We start from the raw sequence: 15897 nt of genomic DNA, 5'->3' as shown, positions 1-15897 counted from the left end.
GATTTAGGGTAGTCACGTCCTAACGTAGCGTCATGATCCTCTCGGTGGCCTCGTACTTCGTGGTCGCGGCGATCGCTCCATGGCTGGTTCGCCGCCTCGGGCGCAACGCCTTCGTGGTGCTCGCCGCGCTGCCGGTCGCGACCACCGGCTGGGCCCTCGCCCAGGCCGGCCCGGTCTTCGACGGCCACGCCCTGGTCGAGTCGCGGGCGTGGATTCCCCAGCAAGGCGTCGCGCTGGCCTTCCGGTGTGACGCCCTGGCGCTGCTGATGGTGTTCCTCGCGGCGGGCGTGGGCGTACTCGTCCTCGTCTATTGCGCGCGCTACTTCGACGACGACGAGCCCGGGCTCGGTGCCTTCGCCGGGGTCCTGGTCGCCTTCGCCGGCGCGATGATCGGGCTCGTCACCACCGACGACCTGATCCTGCTGTACGTGTTCTGGGAGTTGACCACGGTCTTCTCCTACCTCCTGATCGGCCACCGCAGCGAACACCGGGGCTCGCGCCGGGCCGCGATGCAGGCGCTGACCATCACCACCTTCGGCGGCCTGGCGATGCTGGTCGGGCTGATCCTGCTCGGCGAACGAGCCGGCACCTACCGGCTCTCCGAGATCTTGGCCGATCCGCCCGGCGGCACGCTCGTGACCACCTCGATCGTGCTGATCCTGGTCGGCGCGCTGGCCAAGTCGGCGATCGTGCCGTTCGGATCCTGGCTGCCCGCCGCCATGGCGGCGCCCACCCCGGTCAGCGCCTACCTGCACGCCGCCGCGATGGTCAAGGCCGGCGTGTACCTGATCGCCCGGCTCGCCCCCGGCTTCGCCGAACTCGCGCCCTGGCGGCCGATCGTGCTGATCACCGGCTGCGCCACGCTGCTCCTGGCCGGGTGGCGCGCGCTGCGCGAGAACGACCTGAAACGTGTCCTCGCCTACGGCACGGTCAGCCAACTCGGCCTGCTCACCGTGGTCACCGGCGCCGGCACCCGGGACGCGGCGCTCGCCGGCATCGCGATACTGGTCGCGCACGCCCTGTTCAAGGCCTGTCTGTTCCTCGTGGTCGGCATCATCGACCACGGTGCCGGCACCCGCGACCTGCGCCGACTGTCCGGCCTGGCCCGCGCCATGCCGGTCACGTGCCTGGTCGCGGTGGTCGCCGCGCTGTCCATGGCCGGACTGCCGCCGACGGCCGGGTTCGTCGCCAAGGAGGCGGTGTACGAGGCTTTCCTGCACCGGGGCCGGGCCGACACCGTCGTGCTCGGCGTCCTGGTCGCCGGATCGGCGCTGACCGCCGGCTACAGCCTGCGCTTCGTGTGGGGCGCCTTCGCCCGCAAGCACGGCGTGCCCACCACCACGTGCGCGCCCCTGGGGGGACTGCTCCTGGCCCCGGCCCTGCTGCTCGGCGCGAGTTGCCTCGGGCTCGGCCTGGCCGCGCCCGCGCTCGACCACTGGATCTCCTCGTACGCCGACCTGTTCCCGCCCGGCGGCACCGACTATCACCTGGCCCTGTGGCACGGCCCCGGCATCGCGCTGAACCTGTCCACCGCCGCCGTCTGCCTGGGCATCGTGCTCTTCCTGGCCCGCGAGCCGGTGGTGCGGGTACAACTGGCCACCGCGCGAGTCGAGCCCTCGCGGTTGTACGACCTGCTGGTGCGCGGCGTCGATCGGGGCGCGTTGCAGCTGACCGGTACCACCCAGCGCGGGTCGATGCCGGTGTACGTCGGGGTGATCCTGCTCAGCCTGATCGCGATCACCGCCGCCGCCGCGCTCGGCCGACTCCCGCTGCCCTTCCCGGACACGCCACGCTGGTGGGACTCCGCCGCCCAGGTCGTGGTCGCCCTCCTGGTCGTGGCCGCCGCGCTGATCGCCGCCGGCACCCGGGGCAGGCTGCCCACCGTGCTGCTCGTCGGCGTCACCGGCTACGGCTGCGCGACGTTGTTCGTCCTCCAGGGCGCCCCCGACCTCGCGCTCACCCAGGGCCTGGTGGAGACGGTCAGTCTGGTGGTGTTCCTGCTGGTCCTGCGCCGACTGCCCAGCCGCTTCCGAAATACCACCCGACCCGTGCGCCGCGCCGTGCACATCGTAATTGCGGTGCTGACCGGGGGCGTGCTCGCGAGCGTCGCGGTATCGGCGTTCGCCGCGCGGACGCGGCCCCCGGTGTCCGAGGCGTTCGCCGCCGCGGCCAAGGAGGCCGGGGGCAAGGAGATCGTCAGCGTGCTGCTCGTGGACATCCGGGCCTGGGACACGATGGGCGAGATCGCGGTGCTCGCGGTCGCCGCGATCGGGGTGACCAGCCTGATCTTCGTGCGCCGGACCCGGGAGTTGCCCCGACTCGCCGACCGCGCGCCCGACGCGCCGCCGCTGCCCGTCGACGGTGACGACGCACATCCGAGCCACGAACCCGAGCCGGCCGGCCGCCTGGTCGCCGCCCGCACGCTCGCCCCCGAGCGGCGCACGGTGCTGTTCGAGGTGGTCGCCCGGGTGGCCTTCCCGACCGTGCTCATCCTCTCCCTCTACTTCCTGTTCAGCGGCCACTCCACGCCGGGCGGCGGCTTCGCGGGCGGCATCACCGCCGGACTCGCGCTCCTGGTGCGCTACCTCGCGGGCGGCCGGTACGAACTGGCCGAAGCCGCGCCGCTGCCCGCCGGGCGGCTGCTCGGCACCGGCCTGGTGGTCGCCGCCGGCGCCGCCCTGGTCGGCCTGATCGTCGGCGGCGCACCGCTGCGCAGCACCGTGCTCGACGCCGATCTGCCGGTGTTCGGCGGCGTGCACATCGCGACGTCGGTGTTCTTCGACATCGGCGTCTACCTCCTCGTGATCGGCCTCGTGCAGGACGTGCTGAGCGCGTTGGGCGCGGAGTTGGACCGACGCATCGAACAGACCCGCGACCCCGATGCCGAACGGACGGTGATCGTATGAAAAGCCCCACCCTGATCCTGGTACTCACCGCGGCGGTCCTGGTGGGCGTCGGGGTGTACCTGATCCTCGAACGCAGCCTCACCCGCGTGCTCCTCGGCGTGGTGCTGATCGGCAACGGAGCCAACCTCATCGTGCTCTCCGGCGGTGGCTGGGCGGGTGGCGCGCCGGTGCTCGGCGTGACCCTCCCGGGCCGGATGAACGACCCGCTGCCCCAGGCGATGGTGCTGACCGCGATCGTGATCACCCTCGCGGTGACCGCGTTCGTGTTGTCGATGGTGCACCGGCACTGGGAGTTGACCGGGACCGACGAGATCCAGGACGACGCCGAGGACCTGCGCGTGGTGCGCCGCGCCGAACGCGGCGACCTGCGGGCCGAACACCGGCGGCTGCGGCGCGAGTTGCGCGAGCAGACCGCGGCCAGGCGGGCGGTGGTGCGCAGGCTCGCGGTCGAGGCGCGGGCCAACTACGCGGCCGAATGCCGGCGGCTCGGCGTGGACGAGCGCGGGCACGGCGGGCGGCCCGAGGAGCAGCGGATCGCCCGCGAGCGGCGCGCCGAGCTGCGCCTGCGGCTGCGCGGGATCAAGTCCGAACACCGGGTCCAGCAGCGCGAGTTGCGCGCCCGCTTCCGGGCCGCGCGGCGCGAGTTGAACCGGCAGGCGCGGGCCGAGCGGGCGGCCGTGGCGCGGGCGGACGGCGTGGTGGACGCGGTGCCGGACACCGAGTTTCCGCGCGAGACGACCACGATCGGGTCCGGCCACGGCGCGACGGCGTTCCGGGCGGACCGGGGCGGGAACGAGCCGCGCCGATGAATCACCTGGTCGCGCTGCCGGTACTGCTGCCGCTGTTCGGCGCGGGCCTCAAGCTGGCCATCGGCGGCCGGCTGCCGCGGGGCCAGCGGGTGATCAGTGTCGGCGTGTTGACCGCCGTACTCGGCGTGGCCGTTGCGCTGCTCGTGTCGGCCGACCGGGACGGTCCGGTGGTGGCGCGGATGGCGGGCTGGCCCGCGCCCACCGGCATCGTGCTGGTGGCGGACCGGCTCTCCGCGCTGATGCTGGTGATCTCCTGCGCGGTCACCCTGGGCGTGCTGATCTACTCGATCGGCCAGGGACGTGCGGACGAGGACGAGGCCACGCCGCTGTCGGTGTTCCACCCCACCTACCTGATCCTGGTCGCCGGCGTGGCCGACGCGTTCCTGGCGGGCGACCTGTTCAACCTGTACGTGGGCTTCGAGGTGCTGCTCGCGGCCAGCTACGTGTTGTTGACCGTCGGCGGCACCGCCGCGCGGGTGCGCGCGGGCGCGGGCTACGTGGTGGTGGGCCTGCTGTCCTCGCTGGTGTTCCTGGCCGCGATCGCGATGGTGTACGCGGCCACCGGCACGGTCAATCTGGCCCAGCTCGCGGTGCGGTTGCCCGAGGTGGACCCCGGGGTGCGGTTGATCCTGGAGTCGATGCTGCTGATCGCGTTCGGGGTCAAGGCGGCGGTGTTCCCGCTGTCCGCGTGGTTGCCCGACGCGTACCCGACCGCGCCCGCGCCGGTCACCGCGGTGTTCGCCGGGCTGCTGACCAAGGTCGGGGTGTACGCGATCATCCGAGTGCAGACGCTGCTGTTCCCGGACGGGCGGGTGCGCGAACTGCTGCTCGTGGTCGCCGCGGCGACGATGATCGTGGGCATCCTGGGCGCGATCGTGCAGCGCGACCTGAACCGGTTGTTGTCGTTCACGCTGATCAGCCACATCGGCTACATGGTGTTCGGGATCGCCCTGGCGAGCGCCGCAGGTCTGGCCGGGGCGGTGTTCTACGCGGTCCACCACATCACCGTGCAGACCTCGTTGTTCCTGGTCGCCGGGCTGATCGAGCGGCGCGGCGGAAGCACCGACCTGGGCCGGCTCGGCGGTCTGGCCCGGATGTCGCCCGTGCTCGCGGTGTTGTTCTTCGTGCCCGCGATGAACCTGGGCGGGATTCCGCCGCTGTCCGGATTCCTAGGTAAATGGCTGCTGTTGCGCGCGGGTGCGGAGTTCGGCACGGTCACCTCGTACGTGCTGATCGGCGCGGCGGTGGCGACCAGCCTGCTCACGCTGTACGCGATGGCCCGGGTGTGGGGGCAGGTGTTCGGCGGTACGGCCGACCACTCGGGGGCGACCGCCTACTCCTCGGGCGCGAGCCTGAGCGGGCGCGACATCGCGGCGACCACCAGTGTGCTGCCGCGCGCGATGACACTGGCGACCTGCGCGCTGGTCGCGGTGGGGGTGGCCTTCACCGTGTGGGCCGGCCCGCTGGTCGCGCTGGCCGATCGTACGGGGGCCGAACTGGTGGGTCGCTCCGCCTATGTCGACGCCGTCCCGTTGCCCGGCGGGGTGCACCGCAGCGGAGGCCGATGAACGCCACCCGGGTCGACGCGGCGCGCCCCCGGCGGCGCATCTCGCCGCTGCTCGTGGTGTGGCTGACCGCCGTGTGGGTGGCGCTGTGGGGCACGTTGACCGTGGCCAACGTGCTCACCGGGGTGGTGTCCGCGGTGCTCCTGCTTGCCCTGTTGCCGCTGTCGCCGGCGCGGGATCGGCTCGCCTTCCGGCCCTGGGGGCTGGTGCGCTTCGTGCTGCGCTTCGGGCTCGACCTGGTGGTGTCCTCGCTACGTGTCGCGTGGCAGGCGCTGTGGCCGGGCAGGTTGCCGCGCAACTCGGTGCTCGCGGTGGAACTTACGCCCCGCTCCGACCTGTTGCTCACCCTCACTGTGCTGGCCCTGAACGTACTGCCCGGCAGCATCGTGATCGAGATCGATCGGGGCCGCTCGACCACGCTGTTCATCCACGCGCTCGGCGCCGACACACCGGCGGCGGTGGCCGCGGCCCGCCGGGCGGTGCTGCGATTGGCCGCCCGCGCGGTCGGCGCGTTCGGGACCCGCGCGGACCGCGCCGGCCCGGAGGATCCGTCCCTGTCCGCCCGAACTCCCGGGGAGCACCCATGAATCCACTCGTCGGCGGCACCGTGATCGTGCTGCTCGGCTCGGCCGCGCTGATGGCGCTGATCCGGCTGGTGCGCGGGCCGTCCACGCTGGACCGGGCGGTGGCGGTGGACATGCTGCTCGCGGTGATGTTGGCAGCGATCGCCGCCGAAGCGACGCTGAACCGGCACACCACCACCGTTCCGGTGCTGCTCGCGCTCGGCCTGGTCGGTTTCCTGGGCTCGGTGTCGATCGTGCGCTTCTCCGCCCGGGAGGGGAGCCGACGTGCGCGCGGGTGAGTTCGCCGACGGCGCGGCGGTGGGCTGCCTGCTCGCGGGCTGCGCGCTCGCCTTCGTCGCGGGGGTGGGCGTGTTGCGCTTCCCGGACACCCTGTCGCGGATGCACACCGTGGCCAAGCCGCAGGTGCTCGGGCTGCTCCTGGTCACCCTCGGCCTCGGCCTGCGGCTGCGCAGCGGGATCGACGTCGGGATGCTGGTGATGGTGGCGTTCTTCCAACTGACCACGGTCCCGGTGGCCACCCACCTGGTGGGCCACGCGGTGTACCGCCTGCCGCACCTGCCGACGGGCGACCTCGTCGTCGACGAACTCGCGGAGCGGCCCGACCCGGCGGGTTGATCCGGATCCGGACGGTGCTCGTGGCGCCGCGCGGTCGGATGATCGGCTGATGGTCGGATTTCACTCCGATGGCCGGGGTTGGTGCGCCGGTTCGGTGGATACCCGGGACGAGACAACCATCCGAGCGCGGCCGGCCGAGAAAGGAATCCACGATGAATCCCGAACCCCGCGAGGCAGCCGGCCGGCCCGGGCGCGATCGTGCCCCGAACGGCGGTTGAGTCGTGGCGGAGCGGGTGGCCGTGGTGGCGGTCGGCGGGCACGAGAGCGCGCACGGCGCGGCGCTGCCGGGACTGCTCGGCCCCGAGGTGACCTCGGTGGCGGCCGGTCGGCAGACGCAGCGGGCGGTGTCCGCGCTGCTGGGCCGGGGGGCGGACCGGGTGTGCGTGGTGCCGATGACGCTGGGTCGGGACGCCGGGCTGCTCGCGGAGACCACGCGGACCCTGCGCGCGCTGCCGGCGGCGGAGCGCCCGCGGGTGGTGCTCGGTCGGCCGTTCGGTGCCGGCGGACAGCTGATCGGGTGGTTGCGCGCGGCGGCGGCGCGGGTGCCCGCGCGGGCCGCGATCCTGGTCACCGCGCCCGCGGCGGGACCGGACGAGGACGCGGAACTGTACCGACTGGCCCGGCTGGTGTGGCAGTACGGCACCCACCGGATCGTGGAGGTCGCGCTGATCGGCGGCGACCCGGACCTGGGCCGCGCCCTGGAGCGCTGCCGCGTGCTCGGCGCGGCCCGTACCGTCGCGATCCCCGCCTCGTTCGTGCTGCCGGCGGTGCCGGGCGTGGCCCCGTTGTTGTCGAAGGCGACCGCGGCCGGCATCCTCGCCGCCCGGGTCGGCCTGGCCGTGGACGGCTTTCGCCCCCGCGTCCGCACGGCCGAGCCCGCCTGATCCGGGCGAGCGCGCCCGAGACCCCGGCCGGCCGGGAACGACGGTGGGAGCGGCGGCGGGCCCTTGCCCCCAACCCCCACCGTCGTTCGGACGCGCTCGGGCGCCCTGGTGCCGTTCACGTTCCCCGGGGCTCACCTACGGCGGCGCCGCCGATGCCGATGAGGTGCCCGTGTGCCGCGTAGCCTGTCGTGCGCGGTGTCGCGGGCACGGGGGGTCGACGCGCGTCACCCGTCAGTACGACAGGTCCTTTTGGTCCGTGATCAGCTTCCCGGCGATGCGCAGGTTTCCGTCGGAGTCGAGGACCGCGATGATCTTCTTCGTGGAGCCGTGGTACGTCGTGAAGTAGATCTTGTCCGCCTCCTGGGAGGTGGAGTAGTTCGTGTTCACCGACAGCTCGATGCTCACCGGCGAGCTGATCAGCACGTCCTTCTTGGGCGAGGTCGGGTAGACCTGGTTCTGCCGCAGCTTGATGCGGCCGTGGGTGTCGCCCTCTTCCCAGTCCGACGCAAGTCCGAGATCGATGTCCGCCATGAGGCTTCCTCTCTTTTCCCCGGCGGGTCGTGTCTCGTCTCGGACCTCGACGCTGTTCCGTGCCCGAGGTCCGATCGTGCACGCCCGCCCTCCAGTGAAGAGCCTTGCTCGGCCGAGGTGACGCGGTACGTCACCCGGACCGAGCACGAACGTACACAGGCGGTTCGCTTGATGGCATCGGGTTCCGCATCATTGGCTTATTTACTGAATATCAACCGCTTTTCGGTCAAGCGGTGCGCATTGACACGTGTCGTATGAAGAAGGCGCCGCACGGTCAACGCGCCGAGGCGGAGTGGGTGCGGAAGAGGTCGAGGGTGGCCGCGCACTGCGAGTGCAGCGGTGCGGGCGGAGTGTCGGGGGTGAACCAGGCCAGGGCGTCGAATTTGTGGGGTTCGCCGATGGTCGCACCCTCCGGGTCGATGCGGACCGCGAAGACGACCGCGACCCAGTGCGACGCGATCGGGTCGCCGCGCAGGACGTTGCGGGCGCCGAGGGGCTCGATGGACAGCGGCTCGGTGCCGTACTCCTCGCGCACCTCGCGCGTGACCGCCTCCTCGAACGTCTCGCCCCACTCCAGCGCGCCGGCGCCGGTGTCCCACGTGCCGGGCTCGTCCCGGGCGGCGGCCGCGCGGCGGGCCAGCAGCACCCGCCCGGCGCCGTCGTGGCAGACGAAGACGCAGGACACCGAGGGCCCGGCGGGCCGGTTCGCGGCCCGGTCGGCGGCCATCAGAAGTGCCGGAGCAGGTCGGGGAACGCGGCCAGGGTGAGCACCCGTTCGTCGTGCGGGTCCAACTCGCTCTGCTCCAGGACCCACGTGTGCGCGTTCGGGATGAACACCGCGCCCAGGCCCGCGCCGCGCGCCGGCAGGATGTCCGATTTGGGGGAGTTGCCGATCATCCAGGTGGTCTCCGGCGCCAGCGCGTGCTCGCGCATCAGGTCGACGTACACGTCGACGCCCTTCTCCGGCACGATGTGCGTGCTGCGGAAGTGGTGGGCCAGCGCGGAGGCGTCGATCTTGCGCTGTTGCTCCTCGGTGTCACCCTTGGTGAGCAACATCAGGTCGTGCCGGGCGCCGAGCGCGGTGAGCGTCTCCACCACACCGGGCACCAGTTCCATCCGGTCCTCCAGGAGCGCGACCGCCAACGTGTCGATGTGCCGCAGCTCCGCCTCGGTGGCGGAGCGGGCGTACAGCCGCTCCAGCGTTTCGCCCAGGCTGCGCAGGAACATCTTGCTGCCGTAGCCGTGGGTGATCGCGTTCGCGGCCTCCACGTCGTTGAGGATCGCCCGGATCTGGGTCCGGTCCAGGGTGGGGTGGGCGACCCAGTCGAGGTAGTTGTCGATGACCCGCTCGAACAGGATGTTGTTCTCCCACAGAGTGTCGTCCGCATCGAAGATCAGGACCTGACGAGGGGAGCCCGCTGTGGTGTGCATGGTTCGGTTCATTTCTGTCCGGTCGGCGATACGGCGCCGTTCATCCTAGAGCCGAAACCCCCGCACGATCATCGGGTTATCTCTTCCGCCGGCGGATTTCGGACGGTGGCCTCGTCCCGCTCCGCGAGCAGTTCCCGGGCCCGCCGCGCCGCCGCCGCGGCCAGTCGTTCCAACTCGCCGGCCGGGATGCCCGGGGCGGGGGCGACGCGCAGCGGCGCGGCGGGTTCGTGCACCGGCGGCGGGTCGGTCGGCAGGGCGTCGACCGCACGATACGCCGCGCGCGCGTCGATCCCGGCCGCGTCGCCCGGTTTCGTGGTGGGACGCGGCTGCCGCGTGCGCAACCGCTCCAGCACGGCCGGTTCGTCCCGGCCGCGCATCAGCAACAACACGAACGGGTCCGCGTCCAGCAGCCAGGCCGTCTGATAGCCCAGTGCGGCGCCGTGTCGACACGGCAACTCCCAGTCGGGACAGTCGCATTCGTGATCCAGCTCGTCCATGCCCGGCAGCAGGGACACGTCCGCGTCCGCGGCGGCGGCCACCAGCTCGCGTGGCAACTCCCGCTCCAGGAGCGCGGCCAGGTGCCCCGCCTCGGCGGCCACCTGGTCGAGCAGGCGCTCCCAGCGCGCGTCGTCCAGCGGCTCGATCCGCACCTCGGTGCGGTACGACGTGCCGTCGGCGTCGGACACGCGCGCGGTGATCCGGCCCGGTGCGATCGTGATCGGCCCGACCCGGCCGGAGGCGGCGTATGCGCGGCCGTTGCGCAGCGGCCGGCCGTCCAGCGCGGCGTGTTCGAGGGCTTCCGTCCAGGCGCGGCCCCACCAGGTCCGACCCGCGAGGCCGTGGGCGCGGCGCGGGGCGAAGGCGGGAAAGGCGCGGGCCGACGCGGCGGCGGTCATCGGGCACTCCTCAACTGGACCAGGTCGGCGAGTTCGGTGTCGGAGAGTTCGGTCAGCGCGGTCTCGCCGTGGGCGAGCACGGAGTCGGCGAGCGCGCGCTTGTCCCGCAACATCTCGGCGATCCGGTCCTCGATGGTGCCCTCGGCGATGAACCGGTGCACCTGCACGGGTCGGGTCTGCCCGATCCGGTACGCCCGGTCGGTGGCCTGCTCCTCCACGGCGGGGTTCCACCAGCGGTCGTAGTGCACCACGTGGTCGGCGCGGGTGAGGTTGAGCCCGGTGCCCGCGGCCTTGAGCGAGAGCAGGAAGACCGGGACCGCGCCTTCCTGGAAACGGGTGACCAGCGCGTCGCGGCGGGCCACCGAGGTGCCGCCGTGCAGGAGTTGGTTGCCGATGCCGCGGGCGGTCAGGTGGGTGCGCAGCAGTCGGGCCATGGCCACGTACTGGGTGAACACCAGCACCGAGCCGTCCTCGGCCAGGATGGTGTCCAGCAACTCGTCGAGCAGTTCGAGTTTGCCGGAGCGGCCCGCGAGCCGGGGCTCGGGCTCCTTCAGATATTGCGCCGGGTGGTTGCAGATCTGCTTGAGGCCGGTGAGCAGCTTGACGATGCGCCCGCGCCGGGCCATGTCGGAGCCGGCCGCGTCGAGTTCGGCCATCGCCTCGCGCACCGCCGCCTCGTACAGTCCGACCTGCTCGCGGGTGAGCGCCACCGGCTGGTCGGTCTCGGTCTTGGCCGGCAACTCGGGCGCGATGCCCGGGTCGGACTTGCGGCGGCGGAGCAGGAACGGCGCGACCAGCCTGGCCAGTCGCTCGGCGGTGGGCCCGTCGCGGTCCGCCTCCACCGGCTTGGTCCAGCGTCGGCGGAACGTGCTCGCGGTACCGAGCAGGCCCGGGGTGGTCCAGTCCAGGATCGCCCACAGCTCGGTCAGCCGGTTCTCCACGGGTGTTCCGGTGAGCGCGATCCTGGCCCGCGCCGGGATGCGGCGCAGCGCCTTGGCGGTGGCGGAGGTGTGGTTCTTGACGTGTTGCGCCTCGTCGGCGACCACCAGGTCCCACGGCACGGCGGCCAGGCGGGCCGCGTCCAGGCGCATCGTGCCGTAGGTGGTGAGGACGAATCCGGTGGTGAGGTCGTCGAGGCTGCGGGCGCCGCCGTGGAAGCGGCGCACCGGGGTGCCCGGTGCGAAACGGGTGATCTCCCGCTCCCAGTTGCCGAGCAGCGACGCCGGACAGACCACCAGGGTCGGCGCGGCGCCGTTCGGGTCCTCGGCGTCGGCCGCGCGGTGCAGGTGCAGCGCGATCAGGGTGATCGTCTTGCCCAGGCCCATGTCGTCGGCGAGGCAACCGCCCAGGCCCAGCGAGGTCATCCGGTCCAGCCAGCGCAGTCCGCGCAGCTGGTAGTCGCGCAGCGTCGCGGCGAGCGCGGCGGGGGCGCCGATCGGCTCGCCGCCGCCGTCCGGGTCGGCGATCCGCGCGCGCAGCTCGTCCAGCCATGCCGAGGTGCCCACCTCGATGCGTTTGCCGGCCACCTCGATGCCGCCGGTCAGCGCGCCGGTCAGGGCCTCGATCGGGGTGAGCGGCTTGATCGAACGATTGCGGGCCTTGGCCATCAGGGCGGGATCGACCAGCACCCAGCGGTCGCGCAGGCGCACCACCGGGCGGTGCGACTCGGCCAGCGCGTCCAGTTCGGCGGTGGTCAACGTGTCGCCGCCGAGCGCGAGTTGCCAGTCGAAGCCGAGCGGGGTGTCGCCGCCGAGAAAGGCGCGCAGGTCCCGGGGCGCGTGGTCGTGGGCGCCGATCACGGCCCGGGCGGTGAGATCGCGGACCAGGTCGCGGGGCCAGTGCACCTCGACGCCGGCGGCGGCGAGTCGGGCGGTCGCGGCGCCGAGCAGGGTGCCCAGGTCGTCGTCGGCGACCACCACGCGGTCCGGGACGCTCGCGGTCAGCAGCGGTTCCAGGGCGGGCCAGATCCGGGCCGCCCGGCGCAGCGCGACCAGCACGTCGGGCCGGGCCCGTTCGCCGAAGCGCGCGTCGGTGCCGGTCCACAGCGTGTCGGCGTCGACCACGGCGGTCGGGTCGGCGAGCGAGTGCGCCTGGACGATCGCCACGAACGGCGCGCGCTCGACGTCGTTGCTCTCCAGCCGCAGCGAGATCCGGACACCCCGGTCGTGCCCGGCGGCCACCCGGTCCGACCACGGGCGCAGCGCGGGCAACTTCCGCGCGGCGGGAGCGGCGAACGCGCCGTCGCCCGCGTGCGGCCCGGCGGCGGTGCGCGGCATGGTGTCGGCGACCGCGTCCAGGAAGGCCCGGACCAGCGGGGTCGCCGCCGGGAGCAGGGTGCCGCCGTCGGTCGGGATCGCCCGCGCCTCGCCGGGCATCGCGTCGGCCAGCGCCCGCACCCGCTCGACGTCGGCGACGTCCAGCGGACCGGCCCGCCACGCGTCGTGGTCGGCGGCGGAGAGTCCGGGCAACATGCGCCCGCGCGCGACCAGTTGCAGGGCAAGCACGGTGGCCGCGCCCCAGAACGCGGCGGCCGGATGCGCGTCGGGGGCGCGCCGGGCCCGGGAGAGCACCCGGACCGCGTCGGCGACGGGCAGCCGTACGGCGGGATGGGTGCGGGCCACGCCGTCGGCGTCGAGCACGGTGATCGTGTCCGGGCCGTCCTCGTGCGGCCAGAACGCGACGGTGCCGGCGCGTGGCGGATCGGCGGGCGCGAAGGTGGCCGCGTGGCGGGTCAGATCGAGCGGGGGGTGCGGGGCGCGGGTGGCGATGTCCGTTACTCCTGGGGTGCCGGGGACGCGGTGGGGGAGCGCCGCGAGCGGATCAGGTTCTCGATGCCGTCCAGGACCAGGCGCAGGCCGAATTCGAAGCCCGCGTCGGGGGCCTGCTCGTAGACGCCGCCCTCCCAGATCCGGGTGAGGGTGGGGAAGCGGGTGGGCCGGATCAGTTGCTCCAGGTAGGGGGTGCTCTCCGCCCACCAGTCGTCGTAGCCGGCGCCGCCGGCGAGTGCGTCCCGACCGACGTCGACGGTCACCTGGGCGACGCCTCGCACGTAGCCGTCGACGAGGCCGACGACGTGCGCCATCTCCGCGTCGGACAGCCCGAGGTCGGCGACCGTGCGCAGCCCCGCCTCGGCCCGGGCGGTCAGTCGCGGGCCCATCAGCAGCAGGCCGGGTCCCCACAGGCGCACCACCCATGGATGCCGGCGGGCCAACTCCCGGTCGGCGCGGGCCCGTTGTTCGAGCGCCGCGCGCCAGCCGATCCCGGTCGGATCGGGCAGGGCGCACTCGCCGAGCACGGTGTCGAACATGACGTGCAGCAGCTCCGCCTTGCCCGGCACGTAGGTGTAGAGCGACATGGTGCCGACGCCGAGGCGTTCGGCGACCGCGCGCATCGACAACGCGTCGATCCCGTCGGCGTCGGCCAGCTCGATCGCGGCGCGGACGACACGATCCACGGTCAGCCCCTGCTTCGGCCCCCGGGTGGGCCCGTCGCCCGTACGCCACAACAGCGCGAGCGTCCGCGCGGGATCCGCGCGCCCACCCCGTTCCCGTGCCACTCCTACGCCCTTCGTCGGAAACTCCGTATGGCGTACCGTACGCTATGCGGAGTGGTTCCGTACAGTGTACCGAGTTCCCTTTTCGGTCGGCGGTCGGTGCGGTCGACGGCTGCCCGACCCGGGTCAGGCCGGGCCGTCACCCCGCTCGACGACGTCCCACGCGTGGGCGAACAGTTCGGGCAGGGTCAGGTGCCAGGTGTGCCGCCCCCAGACCCGGTCGCCGATCGTCTGCACGCCGAGCAGCTTCGCCTTCCACACCTCCATCGGCCACAGCCACTTGTGCGTTGCCCTGGCCCAGTCGCCCGGGAGGAAGATGCCGCGCCCGGCCCGTGCGCGCTTGTCCGCGACCACCACGCCGGCCGCCTCCAGCGCGCCGGCCGCCCGCTTGTGGCGTGCGGTGTTCCAGCCGTTCCAGCGGCGCACCCGGCGATCGCTCGGGCGTTCGAGGACGAGGATTTGCAGGTACAGGGCCGCCGCGTCGGTGTCCACCGACAGCGCCTTGGCGACCCGGGCCACCGTCTCGGGCGCGGCGACGGCCGGGTCGCACTCGTACCCGCCGACCGGCAGCGCGCCGCTCGTGATGCGCTCCGCCACCCGCCTGCTCCAGTCGCCCCGGATCAGGTCGACCACGTCGCGGGCGTACGCGCCACTGGAGGCCACCTCGCGCAGCAGCGTGGAACGTTCGTCGTCGGTGTAGTACGCGGGTCGGAAGTGCAGGCGGGTCCTCGGGTCGGGGTGGCGGTCGGTGGGCTCGGCGATCGAGGCGATGGTCAGGCCGTCGTCGAAGGTCGTCGTGGTGAGCGGGATCGGGCCGACGTAGGGGCGATCGCCGAACAACTCGCGCAGCCGGTCCGCGGAGTCGCACGTCCGCGCCGCGTAGCCGGCGGCGAGGAGCAGGCCCGGATGATCGAACCGGGCGCGCAACTCGGCCAGCAGGGCGGGCAGTCCGGCTCGGACCGGGTCCCCGGCGGGCAACTCGGCGTAGATCACGGGCAGCGCGCCGGCGAGCGACTTCAGGAACTCCTCGAACCAGCGCACCCCCTGCCCCTCGCTGGTGCAGTACACCCCGCCGACGCCCTCGGCCAACCAGGGATCGTGGTCCACGCTGCTCAGCGGGTGGGTGGCCGGGGCCAGGAACGCGGCGCAGATGTGGGCGGCGGGGGTGTGCAGCGTGACGTGGTCGAGTTCGGCCAGCACCGCCAGTGTCTCCTCCGGCACCGGGGTCGTGCGCCCGAACCGGGCCACCCACGCGGCACCGATGCGCTCGGCGAGTGCGTCGGCGCCGGTCGGCTCCCACAGGTCGGCCGGATCGTCCGGGAGCACGCCCGCGAACACCTCCAGGCGGTCGGTCTCGGTGAGGCGGCGCAACTCGTCGAAACCGGCTTCGAGTTCGGCCGGGCCGAGGCCCAACTCCCGGCGCTGGTCCGGCTCCATCCGGGGCACGGTGTTGATGCCCCCGGCGTTGCCGGTCAGCAGCAACGCCGACGCCGCCCGGGAGACCCCGGTCGCCTCGGCCAGTCGGCCGCCCGCGTCGGCACGCCACGGCATCGGCCCGCGGGCGCGCACCGTCTCGACCAACCGGCGCAACTGCCCCGCGTCGCCCCAGCCGCGCGGCGCGTCTACCCACTCGACCGGCCCGCCGAACTCGGGCGGCGCCGCGTCCCCGGTCCACACCTGGAGCACGTCGCAGCGGCCGTCCCGGGGCCACGAGGTCGCGATGGTGGCCCCCCGGTCGTCGCGCACCGCCGTCGCCTCGGCGCGTGCGTTGCCGATGCGGATCCGCGCGGCCGGGTCGGCGAACACCGTGTCCGCCCACAGGTCGAGCAGCGCGAGCAGCGCCTCGCGGTGCTCGGGTTTGGTCGACGGTGCCGCCGCGCGCAGCGCGACCGCCTCGATCCGGCCGATCAGCGCCGGCCAGGACCCGTCGCCGACACAGCCCGGCCCGTCGGACTCGGCGGGCGGGGACCAGGTGCCGCCGAGGTAGCCGCCGACTCGGGTGAAGCCCGCCAGGATCTCGCGATACCACATGCCCGAGCCGGTGACGAGGCCGCCGAGCGCGGAGGAGAACCACTGGTCACGGGGGTCGACAGTCGTATGTGCCATCCGACATGCCTATCGTG

At 73.3% G+C, this 15897-nt stretch carries 14 protein-coding genes; 7 read left to right on the top strand and 7 right to left on the bottom strand.

Features of this window, described 5'->3' with window-relative positions; translation table 11 throughout:
• Window positions 1–32 precede the first annotated feature (32 nt).
• From ACFXKZ_RS15490 to ACFXKZ_RS15460, 7 genes are all read left to right on the top strand, one after another.
• Window positions 33–2906, top strand: a complete 2874-nt coding sequence (locus ACFXKZ_RS15490; protein ID WP_380000540.1) for a Na+/H+ antiporter subunit A — start codon at window positions 33–35, stop codon at window positions 2904–2906.
• A complete protein-coding gene (locus ACFXKZ_RS15485) occupies window positions 2903–3715 on the top strand; it encodes a Na(+)/H(+) antiporter subunit C (protein WP_380000538.1) in 813 nt (270 codons plus the stop codon). Before ACFXKZ_RS15490 ends, ACFXKZ_RS15485 begins: the two co-directional genes overlap by 4 nt.
• Window positions 3712–5283 carry a Na+/H+ antiporter subunit D gene (locus ACFXKZ_RS15480; protein ID WP_380000536.1) on the top strand — a complete coding sequence of 524 codons (1572 nt, stop codon included), beginning with the start codon at window positions 3712–3714 and terminating at the stop codon, window positions 5281–5283. Before ACFXKZ_RS15485 ends, ACFXKZ_RS15480 begins: the two co-directional genes overlap by 4 nt.
• On the top strand, window positions 5280–5867 hold the full coding sequence (locus ACFXKZ_RS15475) for a Na+/H+ antiporter subunit E (RefSeq protein WP_380000534.1): 588 nt from the start codon (window positions 5280–5282) through the stop codon (window positions 5865–5867). Before ACFXKZ_RS15480 ends, ACFXKZ_RS15475 begins: the two co-directional genes overlap by 4 nt.
• Window positions 5864–6142, top strand: a complete 279-nt coding sequence (locus ACFXKZ_RS15470; RefSeq protein ID WP_380000532.1) for a monovalent cation/H+ antiporter complex subunit F — start codon at window positions 5864–5866, stop codon at window positions 6140–6142. Before ACFXKZ_RS15475 ends, ACFXKZ_RS15470 begins: the two co-directional genes overlap by 4 nt.
• The gene (locus ACFXKZ_RS15465) at window positions 6129–6479 is read left to right on the top strand and encodes a cation:proton antiporter (protein ID WP_380000529.1); all 351 of its coding nucleotides are present in this window, start codon (window positions 6129–6131) and stop codon (window positions 6477–6479) included. Before ACFXKZ_RS15470 ends, ACFXKZ_RS15465 begins: the two co-directional genes overlap by 14 nt.
• A 221-nt stretch (window positions 6480–6700) precedes the next feature.
• Window positions 6701–7363, top strand: coding sequence for a sirohydrochlorin chelatase (locus ACFXKZ_RS15460; protein WP_380000527.1), 663 nt, complete (start codon window positions 6701–6703; stop codon window positions 7361–7363).
• A gap of 231 nt (window positions 7364–7594) precedes the next feature.
• Here the strand turns inward: ACFXKZ_RS15460 and ACFXKZ_RS15455 are convergent, their stop codons facing one another.
• The 7 genes from ACFXKZ_RS15455 to ACFXKZ_RS15425 form a co-directional block, all read right to left on the bottom strand.
• The gene (locus tag ACFXKZ_RS15455; protein WP_380000526.1) at window positions 7595–7894 is read right to left on the bottom strand and encodes a DUF6342 family protein; all 300 of its coding nucleotides are present in this window, start codon (window positions 7892–7894) and stop codon (window positions 7595–7597) included.
• A gap of 274 nt (window positions 7895–8168) precedes the next feature.
• On the bottom strand, window positions 8169–8621 hold the full coding sequence (locus tag ACFXKZ_RS15450) for an NUDIX hydrolase (protein WP_380000524.1): 453 nt from the start codon (window positions 8619–8621) through the stop codon (window positions 8169–8171).
• Window positions 8621–9325: an HAD family hydrolase gene (locus ACFXKZ_RS15445; protein ID WP_380000522.1), complete on the bottom strand. Its 705-nt coding sequence runs from the start codon at window positions 9323–9325 to the stop codon at window positions 8621–8623. Before ACFXKZ_RS15445 ends, ACFXKZ_RS15450 begins: the two co-directional genes overlap by 1 nt.
• Before the next feature lie 68 nt (window positions 9326–9393).
• Entirely contained in the window at window positions 9394–10221 is an 828-nt protein-coding gene (locus tag ACFXKZ_RS15440; protein WP_380000520.1) for an SWIM zinc finger family protein, read from the bottom strand.
• On the bottom strand, window positions 10218–12989 hold the full coding sequence (locus tag ACFXKZ_RS15435; protein ID WP_380001131.1) for a DEAD/DEAH box helicase: 2772 nt from the start codon (window positions 12987–12989) through the stop codon (window positions 10218–10220). Before ACFXKZ_RS15435 ends, ACFXKZ_RS15440 begins: the two co-directional genes overlap by 4 nt.
• A 5-nt stretch (window positions 12990–12994) precedes the next feature.
• Entirely contained in the window at window positions 12995–13777 is a 783-nt protein-coding gene (locus tag ACFXKZ_RS15430) for a TetR/AcrR family transcriptional regulator (RefSeq protein WP_380000518.1), read from the bottom strand.
• Between the two features lie 123 nt (window positions 13778–13900).
• On the bottom strand, window positions 13901–15880 hold the full coding sequence (locus ACFXKZ_RS15425; RefSeq protein ID WP_380000516.1) for a hypothetical protein: 1980 nt from the start codon (window positions 15878–15880) through the stop codon (window positions 13901–13903).
• Window positions 15881–15897: the final 17 nt, after the last annotated feature.

The sequence above is a fragment of the Embleya sp. NPDC059237 genome, from assembly GCF_042754105.1.
In the GTDB taxonomy this organism is placed as follows: Bacteria; Actinomycetota; Actinomycetes; order Streptomycetales; family Streptomycetaceae; genus Embleya.
Note: the sequence above shows the minus strand (reverse complement) of the source record. Positions and strands in the feature narration are given on the sequence as shown.

Excerpts from the sequence above, each read along its gene's own strand:
- ACFXKZ_RS15490 (WP_380000540.1), top strand. The coding sequence starts at position 33 with ATGATCCTCTCGGTGGCCTCGTACTTCGTGGTCGCGGCGATCGCTCCA.
- ACFXKZ_RS15485 (WP_380000538.1), top strand. The coding sequence starts at position 2,903 with ATGAAAAGCCCCACCCTGATCCTGGTACTCACCGCGGCGGTCCTGGTG.
- ACFXKZ_RS15480 (WP_380000536.1), top strand. The coding sequence starts at position 3,712 with ATGAATCACCTGGTCGCGCTGCCGGTACTGCTGCCGCTGTTCGGCGCG.
- ACFXKZ_RS15475 (WP_380000534.1), top strand. The coding sequence starts at position 5,280 with ATGAACGCCACCCGGGTCGACGCGGCGCGCCCCCGGCGGCGCATCTCG.
- ACFXKZ_RS15470 (WP_380000532.1), top strand. The coding sequence starts at position 5,864 with ATGAATCCACTCGTCGGCGGCACCGTGATCGTGCTGCTCGGCTCGGCC.
- ACFXKZ_RS15455 (WP_380000526.1), bottom strand. The coding sequence starts at position 7,894 with ATGGCGGACATCGATCTCGGACTTGCGTCGGACTGGGAAGAGGGCGAC.
- ACFXKZ_RS15450 (WP_380000524.1), bottom strand. The coding sequence starts at position 8,621 with ATGGCCGCCGACCGGGCCGCGAACCGGCCCGCCGGGCCCTCGGTGTCC.
- ACFXKZ_RS15445 (WP_380000522.1), bottom strand. The coding sequence starts at position 9,325 with ATGCACACCACAGCGGGCTCCCCTCGTCAGGTCCTGATCTTCGATGCG.
- ACFXKZ_RS15440 (WP_380000520.1), bottom strand. The coding sequence starts at position 10,221 with ATGACCGCCGCCGCGTCGGCCCGCGCCTTTCCCGCCTTCGCCCCGCGC.
- ACFXKZ_RS15425 (WP_380000516.1), bottom strand. The coding sequence starts at position 15,880 with ATGGCACATACGACTGTCGACCCCCGTGACCAGTGGTTCTCCTCCGCG.